This window comes from Sphingobium sp. (assembly GCA_023266575.1).
Taxonomy (GTDB): domain Bacteria; phylum Pseudomonadota; class Alphaproteobacteria; order Sphingomonadales; family Sphingomonadaceae; genus Sphingobium.
On sequence record JAHFPV010000011.1, the window covers coordinates 1 to 21,319 of the forward strand.

Sequence of the window (21,319 nt, forward strand, 5' to 3'; positions counted from 1 at the left end):
ACAGGCAAAATGTTGTTAGCACACCCGGTTTTGCCACCAAATCCACGCCCAGCGATATCAGATACTTACCAGCTCACGTTCTCTGCGTGTTCCGCTGGCACTGTTCAACTTGGGCTTGACCTCGACTAGCGTGCCATGGGCCGACAGGCCGATGCCGTCCGATGTTTCATTGCCTGCTATGACTGCCCAAGGGGTCAGGCCACCCCCTGACGCCCCCTCCAGCGACGTGATGCCGTTGGTCAGCAGCAATTTGCCGCCATTGCGGATCGGTCTGGCCATGCCCTGTTGCGGCGACACAGCGACCAGCATGAGGGCAGCAAGCAGGAGCGGACGGAGATAGGTCATGATCGGCTGATAGGCAGATCATGGTTAAAATAGCGTTTGCCGCGCTAACCCCCCGACAATCTGATCCAAAATGAACTAAACATTTGTTCAATATTTCCATTTACCAAGCGTAACCATGATCGAGCCACGCCTACTCCTTGCTGCCCTGTCTTTGCTCGCCAGTCCGGCAATCGCGGGTGACCTTGATCTTCGGATCGTCGATTCCGCTGGTCGCCCGGTCAGTGACGCGGTCGTCACCGTTCGCCCCGCCGGCGGCATCCCGGCAGGGCCGATCCGCTTTCCGTGGGGCACCACCATGGTGCAGCAGAATATCGCCTTTGCGCCCCATGTGCTGATCGTACCCGTCGGCGCGACGGTGAAATTCCCCAACAAGGACAAGGTGCGGCACCATGTCTATTCCTTCTCCAAACCCGCCAGGTTTGAAATCAAGCTGTTCGGGCAGGATGAAAGCCGCAGCTATATCTTTACCAGCGCGGGCGCGGTGGCGCTGGGCTGCAATATTCACGACGCGATGAGCGGCTTCATCAAGGTGGTCGACACCCCCTTTGCCACCAAGAGCAATGCCGCAGGGCAAGCCCGGATCAACGGGCTGGCGACCGGCACGGCGCAGGTCACGGTCTGGCACCCCCTGCTCAAGGGCAAGGATAATGAGTTGCTCATCAACCTGCCCATTCCCGGCAGCGGCACGGTGAGCAAAAGCGTGCCAATGGCTTTGCGCGCCTCCAAATGACCCGCGCGTTCCGCCTGAAACGACGATGGCGGCGCTGGCGGCGCGCGGCGCAGTCGACCCTGACGATCAGGATGACGCTCTTTTACGGCGCGTTGTTCGTCGCGGTGACGACGCTGACCCTGTTCGGCACGCGCAATGCCATCGAAAGCTATGCCGAAAATGTCATTCGCCGCGAAATGAACGTCGGCAGCGCGCTGTTCGACCGGATTTCAGCGATGCAGTTGCGCCAGCTTGGCCAGGGGGCCGACGTGCTGGCCAGCGATTTCGGCTTTCGCGAGGCGGTCGGCACCGGTGACGCCCCGACGATCGAGTCCGCGCTGGACAGTCTGGAAGGGCGATTCCAGCTCGACCATGCGCTGTTCGTCGGGGTCGATGGCACGGTGGTGGGCGACATCAAGGATTTAAGCCGCCCGGAACAGGATCAGCTTTACGACGCGCTCGACGCCGGGCGCACGCAGGGCGTCGTGCGATGGGGCAGCGACAGCCATATCGCGGCCGCCGCGCCCGTGCGCGCGCCGATGCTGACCGGCTGGGTCGTGTTCGCCCGCAACATGGGTCCAGCCGACCTCAACGCGCTGGCGAAACTCTCCTCGATCGACCTGCATCCGCAACTCATGCCACTGGCGCGTGTCGCGCGTGCGGACAAGGCCGATGGCGGCCTGCGCGAAGTCATGCGCGATGGTGAACTGATGCTGGTGCAGACCCGGCCAGTCGAAACGCTGATTAAGACCGCGCCGGAAATGCTGGTGCTGGAATATAGTCTGACCCGCGCCATGGCGGGCTATGCCCCGATCCTGTGGGCCTTGTTCGGATTTGGCGCGATTGGCGGCGTGCTGGCGGTGGCTGGCGTATTTGCGGCTTCCCGCCGCCTGACCCAGCCGATCGTCGCGCTGGAGGCTGCCGCGCGCAAGGTGAGCGCAGGCGAACATGCGCAGGTGAAGGTCGAGACGCGCGACGAAATCGGGCGGCTGGCGCAAAGCTTCAACCGCATGGTCGAGGCGGTCGAGGCGCGTGAGGCGCAGATTGCGCACATGGCCTTCCACGACGCGCTGACCGGCCTGCCCAACCGGGCGATGCTGCGCGAACAGGTCGCGCTGGGTCTGACCCGCGCCGAGGGCGGCAATCTGATGCTGTTCAGCGTCGACATCGACAATTTCAAATCAATCAACGAATCGCTTGGCCATCCGATTGGCGACGCCTTGCTGTGCGAAGCCGGCACGCGCCTGGCCGCGACCTGCCCCAGCGGCTTTGTCGCCCGACTGGCGGGGGACGAATTTGCGGTCAAAATTCGCGCAGGCGGACAGACCGCCGATCAGGCCGGTCGCGCCATCGTCGCGGCTATGGCCGAACCTTTCGATATTGACGGCCATCGCATCATCGTCAGCGCCAGCGTCGGCATCGCGCTCAGCCCGCAGGACGGCGCGGACGCGACCAGCCTGCTCAAAAATGCCGAACTCGCGCTGCACCGGGCCAAGAGCGAGGGCAAGGGCAGTCATCGCTTCTTTGAAAGCGCCATGGATGCCGAGGCGCAGGCCCGCCGTGCGCTGGAAACCGACCTGCACGACGCGCTGCGCAACGGCGAGCTGGCGCTGCATTTCCAGCCGCTGTTCGGCCTGTCGCAAAATCGCGTCACTGCGTTCGAGGCCTTGCTGCGCTGGCAGCACCCCACGCGTGGCATGGTGTCGCCGGTCAATTTCATCCCGCTGGCCGAGGAAACCGGCCTCATCATCCCGATCGGCGAATGGGCGCTGCACGAATCCTGCCGGATCGCCGCGACCTGGCCCGACCATATCCGCGTCGCCGTCAACATATCCCCCATCCAGTTTCGCAGCCCCAATCTGGCCGCCGTGGTGCTACAGGCGCTGGCGCGGTCGGGCATCGCGCCCAACCGGCTGGAACTGGAAATCACCGAAAGCCTGTTCATCGACAATGTCGAGGCGACGTTATCCTCGCTCCACAGCCTGCGCGCGCTGGGCGTGCGCGTGGCGCTCGACGATTTCGGCACCGGCTATAGCTCGCTCAGCTATTTGCGCAGTTTTCCCTTCGACAAGCTCAAGATTGACCGCAGCTTCATCGTCGATCTGCTGGAGCATAAGGGCGCGACCGCCATCATCCGCGCGATCACGACGCTGGCCGACGCGCTGGGTATCGAAACCACTGCCGAGGGCGTGGAACATAGCGAGCAGCTCGACATATTGCGCGCAGAAGGGTGCGGCCAGATCCAGGGCTATCTGTTCAGCCGTCCGATCCCCGCGCAGGAGGTCGAGGCGCTGCTGGGCAAGCTGGATGGCGCACGCAAGGCGGCCTAAGCGCGTCGTCGCTCTTGGCTGAAACTCCACCTCCGTTCGTTTCGAGCGAAGTCGAGAAACGTCGTGCGCAGGTTTCTCGACTTCGCTCGAAACGAACGGAGATTAGGGGGGCTAGGTGCTTATTCGCGCGGCGACGATCCGTTCGATCAGCACCACATCGTCCACCTTGTCCGCGTCGATACAGGCTTCGGCCTTCTCCATAGCGACCAGCCGGGCAACCAACCCAAAACGCCGCCCGATCCGCGCGATACCACCACGCAGTGTCAATAGGCGCAGCAATGTGCCGAGCAGCGCGACGGGACCAAAGGCGGACACGATCTTCCAGCCCTTCTTGCGGTCCTGCTCGACCTCCTGCCACAAGGCGATGATGGGCCGCGCCCGGTCACTGCCGAACCAGAAGATATTGGCGCCAGACCACCAGCCATCGCGAAATTTGAGCCAGGTGCGGCGCGACCCAGGATAGCGCGCCAGCAGCGTCGCCCGCTCCACCATGGCGACCGCAATGTCCGCCCCCGCCGCCTCGCGCGTGAACTGATCCAGCATCGCGCTATCGAGCAGCACATGGTCGGCGGTCGTCAGCAGAATCGGAAATGGCACATCGCCCCGCTCCAGCAGCGCCAGCAGCGAAGAGGCTATGCCCGCCCCGCTCTGCTCGAACCGGACATGCGGGTGCGTCAGCAACCATGCCGTCGCGGGATTAGCAGCAAAAGGATCAGCCGACTGGGTCAGGATGATGACCTGCCCCACCACCGGATGCGCCAGCAACGCGCGGGCCGGATGGTTGATCATTGGCTCGCCCGCCACCGGCACCAGCGGCTTGATCGCCACCCCTGCCGCTACGGCGAGAGGATCAGGCGTGGGCCGTGATCCGGCGAGCAGGATGGCGGTAATGGGCACGATCATATCCGCCCTCTAGCCAAGCAGGGGCAGCACGGAAAGCGGCTTATTTCCCGCTCGCCACCGGCGCGACCTGCTTTTGCGCGAAGCGGTCCTGCTGGCCGACATGCAGCCCCTTATACTGCGCCAGCTTCGCACGAAACGCGGACAGTTCGGCGCCGGCCAGTTGCGCGGTGGTGGTGAATTTCACCGACAGCGGGTTGATCGTCGCGCCATTGCGATAGAGTTCATAATGGAGATGCGGACCGGTCGACAGGCCGGTGGAGCCGACATAGCCGATCACCTGGCCCCGGCGGACCCGCTGCCCCGGCGCAGCGGCAATGCGGTTCATATGGGCGTAGCCGGTGGCAAGACCGCCGCCATGCTGGATGCGGACATAATTCCCATGCCCGCCATGCCGCCCGGCAAAGGCGACAATGCCATCGGTCACGGCATAGATGGGCGATCCGTAACGCGCGGCGAAATCGATACCGGCGTGCATCCGCGTATAACCCAAGATCGGGTGCCGCCGCTGGCCATAGCCCGACGTCATGCGCCCCGCGACCGGCGAGGACAGCACGCCACGCCGTTCGCCCACGCCCGATGCCTCGAACCATTCGGTGCGGCCATCCTTGGTCCAGCGCAGCATGTCGACCGACTTGCCGCTGGCGCGCTTCAGGCCTGCATAGAGAAGATCGCCCACCTCAACATCGCCGGTCTCGGCGCGGCGATAGGCAGTGACGATGTCATAGCGGTCCCCCGCCCCGATCCCGCCCAGATCGACCTGTCCCGCAATCACCCGCAGGAACGCCTGCACCGCCTTGGGCGGCGCACCGGCTGCGCGTGCGGAACGATAGATGCTGTCGCCGACCACGCCCTGAATCCGCAATGGCGTATCGTCGACGCGGATGGGGATGCGCTTGACCGTCAGCACGCCACCGCTGCGCGTCAGTTCCAGCCCCAGGTCGAGCCGGGCGCGGAACGCCAGCCTGTCCAGCGGCCGGGGCCGGTCGCGGCTGGCGCGGCGGCCCAAAATGATGTCGAGCCGTGTGCCGGGCTTCACCCCGCCGGCAATGTCTCCCCCGACCAGCGCGTTGATCGTCGCGACGTCACCGCCGCTGACGCCAGCGCGCGACAGTGCGCGCGACAGCGTATCGCTGCTGCCAACCTGTGCATTCAATTCAATCTGCGGCCGTTCTGGCGTCTGGCGCAGCGGCTGCACGGCATCGGTCGACCCCATGCGATGGCCACTGTCCGCGCCCAGCGCCAGCGGCGTGATCATCTGGCTGCGCACTTCGTCAAACTGCTTGTTGCCCAGCAGCGCACCCGGCGCACCCGGTACCGGCTGAAAACCGGGCGAGAGATAGAGGGCGGTGGCGCACAGGCCGATACAGGTGGCAAGGCCACGAAACCATGTCAGGCTGCCGACACGCTGGCCAAGGTCGGGGACCAGTTCCACCTCGTCCGACCATTCGCGCAACCGCGCGCGCCAGTCCTGCGGTGGTGGGGCTATCGGCGTCCGGGCAAGCGAATCGGCCAGCCACAGCGACATGGACGCGCCGCCCTGTTGCGAACCGAACTGGCTTTCCTGAAACAAACCCGCGACCCCCAGGGCATTTTTATCATTGCGTCCGCAACGGCCCCGCGCGCCGTGCGTCGAGCTTCACTGTTGTGAACCCCCAAGGTTAAAGTCAATTTAAGACGGCCCTATGACACCTGGCCGTGCGACGAACGGTGCCAGCGGTCCGACAGGATTGCGGCTAGCGAGGGAACCTCTAAATCCGCTTGCCCCCGACCCCGTCCTGCCCGACAGAATGGGCCATGGTCCAGTTCACCCGTTCGCCCGTCACCGCCGTTCTGGGTCCAACCAACACCGGCAAGACCCATCTGGCCGTCGAACGCATGTGCGGCCATAGCAGCGGCATGATGGGATTTCCGCTGCGGCTGCTGGCCCGCGAAGTCTATGACCGGGTGGTGGCGATCAAGGGACCGGCCCAGGTCGCGCTGATCACCGGCGAGGAAAAGATCGTGCCCCCGCAGGCCCGCTATTTCCTCTGCACCGCCGAATCCATGCCCCTCCAGACCGATTACGCCTTCGTCGCGCTGGACGAGGCGCAGATCGGCGCGGACCCGGAACGCGGCCATATTTTCACTGACCGGCTGTTGCGCGCACGCGGGCGCGAGGAAACGATGATCCTGGGGTCAGCCAGCATCGCCCGACTGGTCAAATCGCTCATTCCCGATGTGGACATTATCGGTCGCCCGCGCTTTTCCACCCTCTCCTATGCGGGCGCGAAGAAGCTGTCCCGCCTGCCCAAACGCTCCGCCATCGTCGCCTTCTCCGCCGAGGAAGTCTATGCCGTCGCCGAAATGCTGCGCCGCTTTCGCGGCGGCGCGGCGGTGGTGATGGGCGCGCTCAGCCCCCGCACCCGCAATGCGCAGGTACAGATGTTTTTGAATGGCGAGGTCGATTATCTGGTCGCCACCGACGCGATCGGCATGGGGCTGAACCTGGACGTCGCCCATGTCGCCTTCGCTTCGCTGCGCAAGTTCGATGGCCGTCGCAGCCGCCGCCTGACCGTCGCGGAAATGGCGCAGATCGCCGGGCGCGCGGGCCGCCATCACAAGGACGGCACCTTCGGCAGTCTGGGCGGCGAGGATGGTAACGCCGCCTTCACCCCCGAAGAAATCGAAGCGATCGAGGCGCACCGCTTTCCGCCTATCGAGCATCTCCACTGGCGCGATGGCGCGCCCCGGCTGGACAGTCTGGCGACCCTGATCGCCGATCTGGAGGAACGGCCCGACCGCCCCGAACTGCGCGCCGCGCCCGAAGCTGTCGATCTCGCTGTCTTGAAGCGCATGGCTGCCGACCCTGCCGTCATCGACCGGGTGCGCGGCCAGCGGCAGGTCGCGCGGCTCTGGGACGCCTGCGGCCTGCCCGATTTCCAGAAACTGGGCGCAGACCATCATGCCCGCACCGTCAGCCGCATCTGGCATTTTCTGTCCGAAGGCAACGGCCATATCCCGCGCGACTGGTTCGCGCAGCAACTCGCCCGGCTCGATTCGGTGCAGGGGGATATCGACACGCTGTCGGGCCGGATCGCGGCGGCGCGGACATGGGCCTATATCGCCCATCGCGCCGACTGGCTGGCCGACCCTGCCGAAATGGCCGAACGGACCCGCGCGCTGGAGGAAAAACTGTCCGACGCGCTGCACGCCGCGCTGACGCAGCGTTTCGTCGACCGGCGCACCACCGTCCTGTTGCGTGACATCGGCCAGAATGTGAACCAGTTGCCGGTAACGGTAGAGGCCGACGGCAACGTCTGTGTAGATGGCGAAACGATCGGGCGACTTGACGGCTTTCGATTCTCGGTCGATCCCGCTACGCGCCATCAGGACAGGAAATTGCTGTTGGCTGCGGCGGAAAGGCGCCTTGGAAAGGTATTACGGGTGAAGGCAGACGAATTGATCGGCGCGGCGGACGTGGATTTCGCGCTTCTGGACGCAGCGGGCGACGCGCCCGGCATTGCGTGGAACGGTACGCCAGTCGCCGCATTGCTGGCAGGGCCGACCCTGCTGACGCCCGAAATCCGGCTGGATCGCGCGATTCTGGCGCTGGATCAGGATGTGCAGAAACAGGTGACATCGCGCCTCACCAACTGGGTCGATGCGCAAAAGCAGAAGCATTTGCTGCCGCTGGTCAAGATGGCCGAAAGCGCCGCCGACCCGCAGGTGCCACCCGTGGTGCGCGCCGTATTTGCGCAGTTGGGCGACGCAGGCGGGGTCAGCCCGCGCACCGATCTCGATTCGGCCCTCGGCCATCTGGACAAGGACCAGCGCCATTTGCTGCGTCGCGCCGGCATCGATATCGGCGTGCTGGATCTTTATCATCCCGGCCTGCTCAAGCCCGGCGCGGCGCGCTGGCGCGGCGCGTTGCTGGCGGCGCGGATCGGCAAGCCCTGCCTGCCTTTGCCACTGCCCGGCCTCACCCTGATCCCGGCTGGCGAAAAATTCGACCAGATGGGCGCGCGGATCGCGGGCTTCCGTACCTTTGGCGAACAGATGCTCCGCATCGACATGGCTGAACGCATGGCCCGCACCGCGCATGAAGCCATTGCCAAGGGCGAAGCTTTCACCGCCACAAGCCCCCAGATCGTCTCGCTCGGCCTGTCCGAGCCTGCGTTCCTTTCGCTGATGCGCGCCGCGGGTTTCCGTGCCGTGGAAGGCGCAGAGGAAGGCAAGCCCAACTGGGTGTTCAAGGGGCGGCAAAAGGCGCGCCCGCCCCAGCAGCCGCCCGCCCCGGCGCGCGACGGCAAACCACGCGGCAAGCCCGCGCCACGGCCCGCCGCCGCAACGCCTGCCAGAGCGCCCGCGGCCCCCGCCAACAACGCCTTTGCCGGTCTCGCCGCGCTGCTCGGCCGCAATGGCTGATCCAGTCGCGGTGGGCGGCCATGGCCCCACGCTGCGCATCGACAAATATCTGTGGTTCGTCCGGCTATGCCCCAGCCGGTCGAGCGCACAGAAGCTGGCGGAGGACGGCCACATCCGCGTCAATGGCCGCCGGATAGAACGCGCCCACGCCGCCATCCGCGTGGGCGACCTCATCACCTTCCCTCACGGCCAGAGCGTGCGCGTGGTGCGGGTGGCGCAACTACCGGTCAGGCGCGGACCGGCGGTCGAGGCGCAGGGATGCTATGAAGAGCTGACGGTGGGGGAGTGAAGTGCAAGCTGCAGGCGCCCAACATTATCCTCATTGACCTTGCGCTTGCCTGCGCATAGCAGGACCGCGCTTTTCCAACCAAGAGTGCCCTGACAATGACCTATGTCGTGACCGACAACTGCATCCGCTGCAAATATATGGATTGCGTCGAGGTCTGCCCCGTGGACTGTTTCTACGAGGGCGAGAATATGCTGGTCATCAATCCGAGCGAATGTATCGATTGCGGCGTGTGCGAACCGGAATGTCCGGCCGAGGCCATCCTGCCCGATACCGAGAACGGCCTGGAAAAATGGCTGGAACTCAACACCAAATATTCGGCTGAATGGCCCAACATCACCGTCAAGGGCGAAGCGCCTGCCGACGCCGACGCCATGAAGGGCGTTGAAGGCAAGCTGGAAAAGTTTTTCTCGCCCGAACCCGGTTCCGGCGACTGATCCGGGCGGCCACGCGCCGCACCCTTCCTATCCGTTTTGCCTTGCACTCCCGGCGATTATGTCCGGGGGTGGTAATTTTGTTACGAATCTGCTATGTCACTTTTTAACGGTCGGACACCCTCCTGTCCGTCCCTGGAGAATTAGCTTCATGTCCTGACGGTGGCGCCGTGGACCCCCCATGCATATGCCCCTTGCGCATATGTTCCGCGACGGCCCCGTTCCCCGGTTGATTGGAAAGGTTCCAAATGGCTGCCAAGGCGCTGTCCTTTGACGTTGGTGATTATGTCGTTTACCCCAAGCATGGCGTGGGCCGTGTGATCGAACTGCAAAAGGAGCAGATCGCCGGCATGGAGCTGGAGCTATATGTGCTCCGCTTCGAAAAAGAGCGGATGACGCTCCGCGTGCCGACCAACAAGGCCGAAGGCGTGGGCATGCGCAAGCTCTCGTCCAACAAGACGCTCGAAGAATCGATGGAAACATTGAAGGGCAAGCCCAAGGTCAAGCGCACCATGTGGTCGCGCCGCGCGCAGGAGTATGAAGCGAAGATCAATTCGGGCGACCTGGTGTCGATCGCCGAAGTGACCCGCGACTTGTTCCGCGCCGACGACCAGCCCGAACAAAGCTATTCCGAACGCCAGATTTTCGAAGCCGCGTCCAGCCGCCTCGCCCGCGAACTGGCAGCAATGGAAGAGACGGACGAACCCGCCGCGCTCAAGAAGATCCTCGCGATCCTCAACGAAGCCGCGCCGAAATATGTCAAGGTCGAAGGCTGACCTCAGCCATTGACGCGAAAAAGGGGCGCGCCTTGCGAAAGGCGCGCCCCTTTTTTGTGCAGCGATGCGCGGGCTTATTCTCCCTTGGTGTCGACCGCATCCTTGGCCGCATCGCCGACATCGCTGGCAGCCTGCCCGACCTCTGTCGCGGCGCTGGTGACGGCATTATCCTTGCTCGTCTCGCTGCTGACCAGGAAGAAGGCGGCAACTGCCACCACGACCACCAGCAGCAGGATCGCGAAGGTCATGCCCCCGCCACTGCGCTTTTCAATCACCGTGGTCGTCGTCGTTGCCGGACGCTCCTGATAGTCGGCCATAAAACTCTCCTCCTCTTCATCATAGATGGCCGCATAATGCGCGGAGGAGGGAGAGGGTTCCGGGCCGTCAGCGCCCCAGCATCCGGTCCAGTGCCGCGGCAATCGCCGTCATGCCCGCCAGATTGGGGTGGTAGGGCGCAAAGGGAGCGCCACCCTGGCTCGGGACAAAGCCATTGGCCCACGGCTCCGCCGCACAGGCGTCATGCCCCTGCGACAGGTTCGACGCGCGCAACACCTCCGCCCCTGCCCGCTTGGCGGCAGCAGCGGTTTCCTGCGCCAGACGCCGGGCCGTCGCGCGCGCACTGGCGGCGTCATCAGCGCTCAGCGGGACTTGCGGACACGACGCTCCAGACGGCAGCAAGGTCACATAATCCACGAAGATCAGCCGCGCGCGCGGCGCACGACGACGCACTTCCGCGGTGATCCGGTCCAGGCTGACGGCCAGTGTCGCCCAAGCAGCTTCAGTCGGAATCGCTGGCAGACTGGCCGATGGGCCGCCTGCCTGTTGCCGCGCTGCCATCCCCTTGCACATGGCGGCGGCAGAGGCTGGCAGTTCGCTTCCGCCTTTACAGGACGCAGCAAACAGACGCCCGACATAACCGACATCATTGCCACCGATCGTGATCGTCACCAGCGCGGTGTCGGCGGTCAGCGCGTCGATTTGCGGTGCCAATTCATTCCATGGTCCCAGCAGGTGCGTGCTCGTCGCGCCGCCGCAACTGACATCCACCAGATCGAGCTGTCGCAGCCGCGCAAGTTGCCGGGCATAATTGTCGCGCGAGCGGGTGCAGCGCGTGGCCGGAGAGTCCGCCGAATCGGTCACGCCCGGCCCGGCTGCGAACGAACTGCCCATGGCGACATAGCGGGCGGACGGCGCGACCGGCGCTCTCGCCACTTCCGGTCCGGCAGCGCATCCGGCCAGCAGAAGCGCACAGAGTGAGACGCCGATGCCTTTGATCATGTCGTTTTTCCTCATAACGGCACGAACGCGCCCTTGGCGCGATCCTTGACCACGGCATCGGCGCGGAACACCGAACCGCTCATCGTGATATAGATGCCGGGCTGCGCCACCTGCGCCGTCGCAAAGGCCATGCCCAGATTGAAGCTCGCGTCGCTCTCGCCAAAGCGGGCCGGGGCCAGCGCGCCGACCAGCACCACCGTCTTGCCGGGGATGTCGGCCAGTGCCTTGGCGGTGTCGGTCATCGTGTCGGTGCCATGGGTAATGACGATATGGCTTTCCGGCGCAGCAGCGACGCTGGCATGGATCAGCGCCCGGTCGGCATCGTCCAGTTCCAGACTATCCTTGCGCACGATTTCCTCGATACGGAAGGGCCGCTTGACCCGCGCCACGTCCAGCAGCCGGGCCATCACCGTTTCACCGACCTGATAGTCGGACAGGGCATCGAAATAGATTTTGTCGATCGTGCCGCCCGTCGTCAGGATCAATATCGGGGTGTTCGGGGTCAGCATGATGAGGCTCCGATATAAGAAGGCAAAGGCTTATGCGCCGCGCCCCATCGCTTCGCCACGATCGCGGGCAGCGGTCAGCGTGTCGATAAGCAATGCCAGCAGCCGGTCGTCGGCGTCCAGCACATTCATTCCCTCGCGCGTCATGCCGCCGGGGCTGGCGACGCGATCGGCCAGCACGGCCGGACTGTCGCCGGTGCGGGCACTCGCCCGCGCAGCCATATTGGCCGAACCTTGCACCGTCGCCAGCGCCATGCGCGCGGCCTGATCGGCGGGGATGCCCAACGCCTCCCCAGCCCGTGCCAGCGCGTCGATGAAGCGGAACAGGAAGGCGGGTCCACAGCCCGACAGTGCCGTCACCTGATTGAACAAGGCTTCATCGCCAATCCATTCGGCCAGGCCCAGCGGCTCGATCAGTGCCTCGACATCCGCCTTTGCCTGCGCCGCCGTGATATCGTCAGCGAACAGCGCAGTCACGCCCTCGCCGAGCCCCACGGGCAGATTGGGCATCGCCCGCACCATATCCCGCACCGCCGGAAAACGCGCCCGCAAATCAGCGAGCGGCGTACCAGCGAGGATCGAAACGATCCGCGTATCCGCCCTGCACAAGGGCGCCAGCGCCGCGGCAACATCGGCGATCTGATAGGGCTTCATGCCCAGCAACACGGTCGTCCCGGCGGGCAGCGTGGCCGGATAGTCAGTGACGACCGTCACCCCATCGGCGACCGGACGCCCGCTTGGCCGCAACACCGTCACCCGCCCGGCATCCAGCCCGCAATCCAGCCAGCGCGCCAGCATCTGCCCGGCCATATTGCCGCAGCCGACGAGGAACAGATGATCGGGCCAACGGATCGCCACGCGCTCAGGCCTCGCCGCGGGTTTCGATCAGGCTGGCAGCAATCGCCTCGGTCGGGCTTTTGCCACCCCACAGCACGAACTGGAACACTGGATAGAAACGCTCGCACTCGTCGATCGCGGTTTCGACCAGCAATTGCGCCTGATCCAGCGTCAGCGTGCCGCCAGCCCCCAGCAGCGCGCCATGGCGGAACAGGATGATACCGCTCGACGACCATAGCTCGAAATGGCCGAGCCACAGTTGCTCGTTGATCAGCCCCAGCGTCTCGTAGATCGTGCCGCGCTTTTCGTCGGTAACGCGAATGTCGGGCAGTGCCAGCAGTTGCAGCACCTGATCCTCGTCACGCCAGATGCCGCGCAGCTCATATTGCGCCCAGCTGCCTTGCGTGTTGGCGACGATCTCATCCTCGCCAACCTGCTCGTAGGTCCAGCCATGCGCCTCGAAAAAGGCGGCCAGCATGTCGATCGGCGCGGCTTCCTGGCCGCCATGCTCAAACTCGTCACTATCCATCATCGGCGCGCCTTAACACCGCGAACGGCGAAAGGACAGACAGGATCAGTCCGCTTCAACGGGCTTGGTCTTGGTCGCCTTGACGGTCTTTTTGACCGGTTCGGACGTCTTGCCTTCCAGCGCGTCGATGCGAGCCTTGAGCAGCTCGACCTCTTCGCGCGCAGCTGCCGCCAGCGCCTTGACCGCGTCAAACTCCTCACGCGACACGAAGTCCGCGCCGCCCATCCATTCCTTGGCCTTCTCGCGCGCATTGGCCTCAAACTCGCGGCTCATGCCCGCCACGGTCCCGGCCGCGCCATTTACCAGCTTGGCCAGATCGTCGAAAAAGCGATTCTCGCTCTGCATGATGCTCATCCTCTCAACTGGCGCGGCAACCGCGCCAAAAATCATATCTGGGTCTGGAGCGCGGGCGCGACAAGGGTTTCCGCATCCGGGTTCAGGCGATTAAGCTCATAATTGAGGAAGGAGGCAAAGGCCAGCCAGGCCAGATAGGGCAGCAGCAGCCAGCCAGCAACGCGGCGGATACGGCTGAACAGCCAGGCGGTGAGCGCCACCAGCACGAACAGGGCAAGGATCAGGACCAGCGCGCTGCCGACCTGATGCGCGCGGAAAAAGAGCGGCGACCAGGCGAGGTTCATGACAAACTGCACCAGAAACAGGGTGATCGCCACGCCCCGCCCCTTCGCCCCGCGCGCGTGCAGAACGATCGCCAGCGCCAGTGCCATCGCAATGTAGAGAATGGTCCAGGCGACGCCAAATGCCCAGCCCGGCGGCATCAGCGCGGGCTTTACCAGCGCGTCGAACCAGCGATTGCCAAAACCGCTATTGGCGAATTGACCGGACAGGAAACCCAGCAGGACGATGACCGGCACGGTCACCAGCGCCCAGCGCAGATAGGCAAGGCGCAATTGGCCGGGGGACGCGATTTCGTTCATCGGCAACGCTTCTCCACGCTCATCCTATTCGGCCGGATCGGGCGAATCCTTCAACGCCGAATCCAGCTTGCGACCAACGGTTTGCGGAGAAACGGTCCGCTTCGCAACACGCGAATAGAATATGGGGATCAGGAACAGGGTGATCAGCGTCGCCAGACTGACGCCAAAGACGATGACCACGCCGATCGAGTTGCGCGCCGCCGCGCCAGCGCCGCCACGAATCACGAGTGGCACCGCGCCGATGACGGTCGCGATCGACGTCATCAGGATCGGCCGCAGGCGGCGGGTCGCGGCCTCCCGAATGGCCTGCGCCACCTCCAGCCCCTCGTCGCGCAACTGATTGGCGAACTCGACGATCAATATGCCGTTCTTGGCCGCCAGACCCACCAGCATGACGATGCCGATCTGGCTGTAGAGATTGATCGACCCGCCGGTGACGATCAGCCCCAGCACGCCACCGGCCACCGCCAGCGGCACCGTGGCGATGATCACGCCGGGGTGAATGAAACTTTCGAATTGCGCCGCCAGCAGCAGATAGACGATCAGGATCGTGAGGCCAAAGATCAGCCAGATCGACCCGCCGGTTTCGCGCAGCGACTGGCTTTCACCGCGATAGCCGATCGCCAGCACTTCGGGCGATTGGCGCGCTTCATTCTCCAGGAAGGCGAGCGCCTGTCCCAGCGACGTGCCGGGGGCCAGCGCCGCCGACAGGGTGATCGCGCGCAGCTTGTTGTAGCGGTTGAGCTGGCGCGGCCCGGCCACTTCGCGCACGGTGACGAGCGCCGAGAGGGGGACGAGCGCACCATTGGTCGCGCGCACCTGTATCCGCTCCAGATCGGCCAGCGTCTGCCGCCCTTCCTGTTCCGCCTGCACCAGCACGCGATATTCCTCGCCCCGGTCGACATAGGTGGTCACGCGCCGCGACCCCAACAGGCTTTGCAAGGCCTGGCTGATGTCGTTAACCGACACGCCCAGATCACCCGCGCGCTGCTGGTTGACGTCGATCCGCATCTGCGGCTTGGTTTCCTTATAGTCGCTGTCCAGGTTGATCAGCCCCGGATAGCTGGCCGCTGCGGCAATGATCCGATCGCGCGCCGCCACCAGCCCTTCATAGGTCGATCCGGCCAGCACGATATTGACCGGCAGGCCGCGCCCACGCCCCAGCCCCGATCGCGGTGCCGCATTGCCCCGGACGCCGGGCTGGTCGGCAATCACCTTGTTGATGATGGTCGCGACTTCCGCCGTTGTGATCGTGCGGTCCTCCCATGGACGCAGGAAGGCGATGACATTGCCGCTGTTGAAATCGTCCGACGTCCCGAAACCTGCCGGCGCACGGACAATCAGGTTCTGGAGCGTTCCGTCTTTCCGCAACGGGGCCAGCTCATTTTCGATTTTGCGCATATAGGCCAGCATCCGGTCAAAGCCCGCCCCCTCCGGCGCGCTGATCTGGCTGTCGACGACACCGGTATCCTCGGCAGGTGCCAGTTCGCTCGGCAGGAAAGTGAACATGCCACCGGCAAGGCACAGGAACAGCCCAACCCCGATCAGCGGCAGCAGCGGCTTGCGCAAGACATGGTCCAGCCAGCGGGCATAACCGCCCTCCAGCCGCTGGAACCGGGCATCGACCCAGCGCGCCAGCCGCCCGCGCTCGGCATTGTTGAGCAATTTGGAACAGAGCATCGGTGCGAGGCTGAGCGAGATGAAGCCTGAAAAGGCAATCGCGGCGATCATCGCGATGGCCAGTTCGCGGAACAGCAATCCGGTCTGCCCGGCCAGGAACATCACCGGCACGAACACCGCGCATACGACCAATGTGGTGGAAATGATCGCAAAGCCCACCTGCCGCGTGCCGAGATAGGAAGCGACCAGCGGGTCCTCCCCCTGTTCGATGCGGTGATAGACATTTTCCAGCACGACGATGGCGTCATCCACCACCAGCCCGATCGCCAGCACGAAGGCGAGCAGGGTCAGCAGGTTGATCGACAGGCCCAGCAACCACATGACCGCGCAGGTCGCCAGCAGGCAGATCGGCACGGTAATGGCCGGAACGATCGTCGCCCGCACCGACCCCAGAAACAGGAAGATGACGAGGATGACGAGCAGCGCCGCCTCGATCAGCGTGTCATAGACATTGTCGATCGCGCGGCTGATGAACAGCGATTCGTCGGAGCCAACCGCCACCCGCATCCCCTGCGGCAGGGTCGGGCGCAATTGTTCGGCCAGCGCCTTGGCCTTGTCCGCAACCTCCAGCGTGTTTGCGCCCGACTGCCGCACAATGCCAAGGCCGATCGCGGTCCCGGCGTTGGAGCGGAAGCTGCTATAGGGGTTTTCCGGCCCTTCCTCGATCCGCGCGACATCGCCCAGCTTGACCTGATAGCCATTGTCGCCCCGACCAACGACCAGCTGGGCAAATTGCTCCGGCGTGGCGAACGGGCGATCGACACGCAGCGTCTGGTTCTGGTCCTTCGATTCAAACCGCCCGGCGGGCAGTTCGACATTCTGCGCACGCAGCGCATTTTCGACATCGGCCGGGGTCAGGCCAAAGGCCGCAAGACGTTCGGCGTTCATCCAGACGCGGGTCGATGGCCGCGCCTCGCCGCCGATCGTCACGCGCGCCACCCCGTCAATCGCGGAAAAACGGTCGGCAATATTGCGGTCGATATAATCGCTCAGCTGGATCGCGCTCCAGCCGGGGCGGGAGAAGGCCAGGAACAGGATCGGCCGCGCATCCGCATCGACCTTGCGGATCTCTGGTGCCAGCGCATCCTCCGGCAGATCCTCGACGACCGACCCCACCCGGTCGCGCACATCGTTGGCGGCGGTGTCAATGTCGCGCGACGGGTCGAATTCGATGCTGATGTTGGACGTGCCGTCCTGCGACGTCGATGTAATCGTAACGATGCCCTGCACACCGGCCACAGCATCCTCGATGAGCTGGGTGATGCGCGTTTCCACGACCGAAGCGGCAGCGCCCGTATAATTGGTCTCGACCGACACGACCGGCGGATCGGTATCGGGATATTCGCGCACCGACAGGCTGAGATAGCCCACCACCCCGACGATGCAGAGCAGCACCGCGACGACGGCGGAGAAAACCGGGCGGCGGACGGACAGGTCGGACAGCTGCATGGCGCTACTTAGCCTGCGGGCTTGGCTGATGGTGCAGGCTTGTCCCCTGCCAGTCGCACCGGCGCGCCATCGCTCAGCTTGACGACGCCATCGGTAACGACCATCTGCCCGGCCTTCACCCCGCCCAAAATCTCGACCAGTCCATTCTGGCGCAGGCCGGTATCGACCTTGACCCGTTTGGCCTTGCGATCATCCAGCACGAACACGAAGCGATCCTCGCCATCGCCGACCACTGCCAGTTCTGGCAGCGCCAGCGACTTGCGCTGTCGCGACACGATGCTGACGGTCAGCAACATGCCGGGCTTCAACGCACGGTCGGGATTGGGCAGGATCGCGCGCACGCGCACGGCACGGGTGGCGGGATCGATCACCGGGTCGATCGTTGCGATCGTGCCGGTAAAGGGCCGGTCGGGCCAGGCGGCGGAGACAGCGCGGATCGCCTGACCCGCGCGAATGGTGGCGAGGCGCGTCTCCGGCACGGTGAAGTCCAGCTTGATTCGCGAAATGTCGCTGACCGTGGCGATCGCCGTCCCCGCCGTCACGATCGCGCCGGGCGATACGGTGCGCAGGCTGACCCAGCCGCCAAAGGGCGCGCGGATCACCCGGTCGCTGATCGCGGCCCGGCTCTGGTCCGCGCTCGCCTTGGCCGCATTGGCCAGCGCCAGTTGCTGGTCGAGCGAGGCGGCGGTAGCAAAACCCCGTGCCTTCAACGCCTGCACCCGCTGCAATTGCTGTCCGGCCTGCAACGCCTGCGCCTGCGCCGCCGCCAGTTCCGCCTGTTCCTGCGCAATCGCCATGGTCGCGATCACCTGCCCCTTGGCGACATAGCCGCCATCGGCAAAGTTGATCGACGTAACCCGCTCCGTCACCGGCGCAGACAAAATCACCTGTTCATTGGCAAGCGCAGTGCCGACCGCGTCAAGCGTATCGGCGAAATCGGCGGTTGCGATCGGCGCGGCCTCGACCAGCGCAGCCGGGCGCGGCTTGGGCGCCTTGTCGCCGCTGCAACCGGCAAGGCAAAGGGCGGTGAAAAGAAACAGGGAATTACGCATGGTGGAGGGCTATCGGGCCTTTCGGTGCGACACAACATGGCCTTTTGTCGCAAGATGTAACAACGTCCCAAACAACGAACATAAGGCGTTTATCCACCAAGCCGGGCATGGAGCAGAAATTCGACATTGCCCTGCGGTCCGGTGATCGGACTGGGCGTGATGCCGATAACGGTCCAGCCCTGCGCCTGTATCCATGTACGGACCTCTTCGCAGACACGCTGGTGGATTTCAGGATCGCGCACCACCCCGCCCTTGCCGACTTCCTCCCGCCCCGCCTCGAACTGCGGCTTGATGAGGGCTACCAGCGCCGCGCCGGGACGGGCGAAGGTCAAGGGCCGCTCCAGCACCTTGGCCAGCGATATGAAGCTGGCGTCGCACACGATGATGTCGATCGGTTCTGGGATGTGCGCCGCTGTCAGGACGCGCGCGCTCGTCTGTTCATGGACGATGACGCGATCGTCGCTGCGCAATTTCCACGCCAGCTGGTTGGTGCCGCTGTCCACCGCATAGACCCGAACCGCGCCATTGGTCAGCAGCACGTCGGTAAAGCCGCCGGTCGAGCTGCCCACGTCCAGCCCGACCATGCCGGTCACGGGAATCGCATATTCGGCCAAGGCATGGGCCAGCTTGATGCCGCCGCGCGACACCCAGGGATGGTCCCGGCCCCGCACGTCCAGATCGGCGTCGAGCGCAACCTGTTGGCCAGCCTTGTCGATCTTCCGGTCGCCCAGAAAGACCAGGCCCGCCAGGATCAGCGCCTGCGCCCGCGCCCGGCTTTCCGCCAGGCCATTGTCGACAAGCAACTGGTCGGCGCGAATCTTCGCCATCAGCGCACCAGCGCCGTCAGCGTGGCCGGGGTCAGCAATTGCGGCAGCGTCTGCGCCTCCTTGCCCGGCGCATACCAGAGGTACAGCGGCACGCCCGATCGGCCCTGCCCTTCCAGAAAGCGGGTGATCGCAGGGTCGGCATTGGTCCAGTCGCCGACCATCACCGTCACGCCACCCTTGTCGAATGCCGCGCGGGTTTCGGCACGGTCGATCGCGGCGGCTTCATTGGCCTTGCAGGTCAGGCACCAGTCGGCGGTGAAATAGAGAAATACCGGCTTGTCGGCTGCCCGCAGACTGGCCAGTTTCGCTTCGTCGAAGGGCAGCGCCGCGCCTTCCTGAGCCGCGGCGGCAGGCGCGCGCGACGGCAGCAACGCCACCGCCCCGCCCAGCACGGCCAGCCCCGCCAGCGCGACGATCCAGCCACCACCCCGCCCGGCCCGCTGCCGACTGCCCAGCCACCAGAGCAGCAGGACAAAGGTCAGCATAGCGGCCAGGCCAATGGTCATGCCCACAACGCCGCGTTGCTGCCCCAGCAGCCAGGCCAGGCCCAGCGCAGTCAGGAACATCGGGATCGCCAAAATCTTCTGGAACCGCGCCATCCATGGTCCGGGCCGTGGCAGCCGCGTGCGCAGCGCCGGGATATAGGCCAGCAGCAGGAAGGGCAGCGCCAGCCCCAGCCCCAGCCCGGCAAACACTGCCAGCGCGGCCGCCAGCGGCAGCACCATCGCCGCGCCCATCGCCGCGCCCATGAACGGCCCGGTGCAGGGCGTCGCGACGAAGGCGACCAGCGTCCCGGTCCAGAACGCGCCCGCCATACCGCCCTTGCCCGCCAGCCCCTCGCCCCCGCCGACCGCGCGCAATTCAAACAGTCCCGCCAGATTGAAGGCGATGGCGCTGACCAGCAGCAGCAGCGACAGGATGATGCGCGGGTCCTGCAACTGGAACGCCCAGCCCACCGCCGCCCCCGCCGCGCGCAACGCCAGCAGCGCCGCGCCCAGCGCCAGACAGGTGGCGATCACCCCGCCCGCATAGGCCAGCGCCTCGCGCCGGACGGTCCGCTCATCGCCCCCGGCCTTGGCCAGCTTCATCGCTTTCAGCCCCAATATCGGGAACACGCACGGCATGATGTTGAGCAGCAACCCGCCCAGCAACGCGCCGCCCAGCGCGATCAGGATGGCCCCCGCCACGCCGCCTGACGCCGCGACCGCACCGGGGCGGGCCGTCAGCAGAAAGCCGACATGGTCCCCGGTGGCCAGTACCGCCTGCACTGCGCCGCCCTTGCCACCCTCGCCTGCGTCGGTTTCGACCAGCAGCCGGTCGCCATCGCGGGTCACGCTCTGCGGCGCAGCATAGCGTGCCAGCCCTTCGGCAAGCGGGAAAAGATGCACATTGCTGGCCTGCGCATCGGCGGGAAACGGCACCGACAGGCGCAGCTTGCCACCCGCAATCGCATAGGTCGCCTCCGACCCCAATGGCCGGGGCAGATGGCTGCGCCACCCGTCGAACCGCGCCCGATCTGCCGCTACGACCTGCCCATCGCCCGCCACCAGATCGAGCGCCATCTCGCCGCTTTCGGGGACGCACACTTTGTCGGTGCAGGCCAGCCACTGCGCCTTCGCCAGCACCGGCAGTCGCGTGCCAGCCGCGACGTCTGGCGCAACGGTCAGGGTCGCCAGTACGCCGTAGGGGCCTTCATAGACATGGTTCATCAGGCCCGAAATCAGCAGCGTTTCCGGCACCGGATAGCGCAGACGACCGACGCTCACGCCCTTGGGCAATGTCCAGTTCACTGTCATGCCCAGGCCCGCGTCGCCCGGATTTTCCCAATAGCCGTGCCAGCCCGCTTCCGGCACCATGGCAAAGGCGATGCTGGTCGATTTGCCCGGCGCGGGCGTGGCGCTTTCGGCCACCAGCCGCGCGGCGATATGCGGCGCGCCGCCCCCGAAAGCCCCCTGCGCCTGCGCGCCTGACACCCCGGCCAGCAACGCCAGCGTCATCAGTATGACATGAAAAATCCGCATCGGGCCTCTGGTCGGGTG

General features: G+C 65.2%; 20 protein-coding genes. 6 read left to right on the forward strand and 14 right to left on the reverse strand.

Annotation, left to right across the window (positions count from 1 at the left end):
• Positions 1 to 57: 57 nt before the first annotated feature.
• Positions 58 to 345, reverse strand: coding sequence for a DUF3034 family protein (locus Q0D44_RS11710; RefSeq protein ID WP_294136784.1), 288 nt, complete (start codon positions 343 to 345; stop codon positions 58 to 60).
• 115 nt (positions 346 to 460) lie between these two features.
• On the opposite strand from Q0D44_RS11710, the gene Q0D44_RS11715 reads away from it, so the two are divergent.
• A complete protein-coding gene (locus tag Q0D44_RS11715) occupies positions 461 to 1,075 on the forward strand; it encodes a methylamine utilization protein (protein WP_294136785.1) in 615 nt (204 codons plus the stop codon).
• Positions 1,072 to 3,384, forward strand: coding sequence for an EAL domain-containing protein (locus tag Q0D44_RS11720; protein ID WP_294136786.1), 2,313 nt, complete (start codon positions 1,072 to 1,074; stop codon positions 3,382 to 3,384). The genes Q0D44_RS11715 and Q0D44_RS11720 overlap by 4 nt, the downstream gene beginning before the upstream one ends.
• Positions 3,385 to 3,495: 111 nt before the next feature.
• On the opposite strand, the gene Q0D44_RS11725 is transcribed toward Q0D44_RS11720, so the two are convergent.
• Together Q0D44_RS11725 and Q0D44_RS11730 are read right to left on the reverse strand one after the other, a co-directional pair.
• Complete coding sequence (locus Q0D44_RS11725; protein ID WP_294136787.1) at positions 3,496 to 4,287, reverse strand: nucleotidyltransferase family protein; 792 nt, start codon at positions 4,285 to 4,287, stop codon at positions 3,496 to 3,498.
• A 40-nt stretch (positions 4,288 to 4,327) separates the two neighbouring features.
• Complete coding sequence (locus Q0D44_RS11730) at positions 4,328 to 5,857, reverse strand: M23 family metallopeptidase (protein WP_294136788.1); 1,530 nt, start codon at positions 5,855 to 5,857, stop codon at positions 4,328 to 4,330.
• 224 nt (positions 5,858 to 6,081) lie between these two features.
• On the opposite strand from Q0D44_RS11730, the gene Q0D44_RS11735 reads away from it, so the two are divergent.
• From Q0D44_RS11735 to Q0D44_RS11750, 4 genes are all read left to right on the forward strand, one after another.
• Positions 6,082 to 8,691: a helicase-related protein gene (locus tag Q0D44_RS11735; RefSeq protein WP_294136789.1), complete on the forward strand. Its 2,610-nt coding sequence runs from the start codon at positions 6,082 to 6,084 to the stop codon at positions 8,689 to 8,691.
• Positions 8,684 to 8,980 carry an RNA-binding S4 domain-containing protein gene (locus tag Q0D44_RS11740; RefSeq protein ID WP_294136790.1) on the forward strand — a complete coding sequence of 99 codons (297 nt, stop codon included), beginning with the start codon at positions 8,684 to 8,686 and terminating at the stop codon, positions 8,978 to 8,980. The genes Q0D44_RS11735 and Q0D44_RS11740 overlap by 8 nt, the downstream gene beginning before the upstream one ends.
• 95 nt (positions 8,981 to 9,075) lie before the next feature.
• Positions 9,076 to 9,414, forward strand: a complete 339-nt coding sequence (gene fdxA, locus Q0D44_RS11745) for a ferredoxin FdxA (RefSeq protein ID WP_119749816.1) — start codon at positions 9,076 to 9,078, stop codon at positions 9,412 to 9,414.
• Between the two features lie 245 nt (positions 9,415 to 9,659).
• Positions 9,660 to 10,187, forward strand: coding sequence for a CarD family transcriptional regulator (locus tag Q0D44_RS11750; RefSeq protein ID WP_006963736.1), 528 nt, complete (start codon positions 9,660 to 9,662; stop codon positions 10,185 to 10,187).
• Positions 10,188 to 10,261: 74 nt separating this feature from the next.
• Here the strand turns inward: Q0D44_RS11750 and Q0D44_RS11755 are convergent, their stop codons facing one another.
• The 11 genes from Q0D44_RS11755 to Q0D44_RS11805 form a co-directional block, all read right to left on the reverse strand.
• On the reverse strand, positions 10,262 to 10,504 hold the full coding sequence (locus tag Q0D44_RS11755) for a hypothetical protein (protein WP_294136791.1): 243 nt from the start codon (positions 10,502 to 10,504) through the stop codon (positions 10,262 to 10,264).
• Between the two features lie 67 nt (positions 10,505 to 10,571).
• Positions 10,572 to 11,465, reverse strand: a complete 894-nt coding sequence (locus tag Q0D44_RS11760; RefSeq protein WP_294136792.1) for an SGNH/GDSL hydrolase family protein — start codon at positions 11,463 to 11,465, stop codon at positions 10,572 to 10,574.
• An 11-nt stretch (positions 11,466 to 11,476) separates the two neighbouring features.
• Positions 11,477 to 11,974, reverse strand: coding sequence for an asparaginase domain-containing protein (locus Q0D44_RS11765; protein ID WP_294136793.1), 498 nt, complete (start codon positions 11,972 to 11,974; stop codon positions 11,477 to 11,479).
• Between the two features lie 30 nt (positions 11,975 to 12,004).
• Positions 12,005 to 12,829: a pyrroline-5-carboxylate reductase gene (locus Q0D44_RS11770; protein WP_294136794.1), complete on the reverse strand. Its 825-nt coding sequence runs from the start codon at positions 12,827 to 12,829 to the stop codon at positions 12,005 to 12,007.
• 4 nt (positions 12,830 to 12,833) lie between these two features.
• Positions 12,834 to 13,340, reverse strand: a complete 507-nt coding sequence (locus Q0D44_RS11775) for a YbjN domain-containing protein (RefSeq protein ID WP_006963728.1) — start codon at positions 13,338 to 13,340, stop codon at positions 12,834 to 12,836.
• Between the two features lie 42 nt (positions 13,341 to 13,382).
• A complete protein-coding gene (locus tag Q0D44_RS11780; protein WP_217673678.1) occupies positions 13,383 to 13,682 on the reverse strand; it encodes an accessory factor UbiK family protein in 300 nt (99 codons plus the stop codon).
• A gap of 41 nt (positions 13,683 to 13,723) precedes the next feature.
• The gene (locus tag Q0D44_RS11785) at positions 13,724 to 14,272 is read right to left on the reverse strand and encodes a TspO/MBR family protein (RefSeq protein ID WP_294136795.1); all 549 of its coding nucleotides are present in this window, start codon (positions 14,270 to 14,272) and stop codon (positions 13,724 to 13,726) included.
• A gap of 24 nt (positions 14,273 to 14,296) precedes the next feature.
• A complete protein-coding gene (locus Q0D44_RS11790; protein ID WP_294136796.1) occupies positions 14,297 to 17,401 on the reverse strand; it encodes an efflux RND transporter permease subunit in 3,105 nt (1,034 codons plus the stop codon).
• Between the two features lie 8 nt (positions 17,402 to 17,409).
• Entirely contained in the window at positions 17,410 to 18,453 is a 1,044-nt protein-coding gene (locus Q0D44_RS11795) for an efflux RND transporter periplasmic adaptor subunit (RefSeq protein WP_294136797.1), read from the reverse strand.
• An 89-nt stretch (positions 18,454 to 18,542) separates the two neighbouring features.
• The gene (locus Q0D44_RS11800; protein WP_294136798.1) at positions 18,543 to 19,280 is read right to left on the reverse strand and encodes a TlyA family RNA methyltransferase; all 738 of its coding nucleotides are present in this window, start codon (positions 19,278 to 19,280) and stop codon (positions 18,543 to 18,545) included.
• On the reverse strand, positions 19,280 to 21,301 hold the full coding sequence (locus Q0D44_RS11805) for a protein-disulfide reductase DsbD domain-containing protein (RefSeq protein ID WP_294136799.1): 2,022 nt from the start codon (positions 21,299 to 21,301) through the stop codon (positions 19,280 to 19,282). Before Q0D44_RS11805 ends, Q0D44_RS11800 begins: the two co-directional genes overlap by 1 nt.
• Positions 21,302 to 21,319 lie beyond the last annotated feature (18 nt).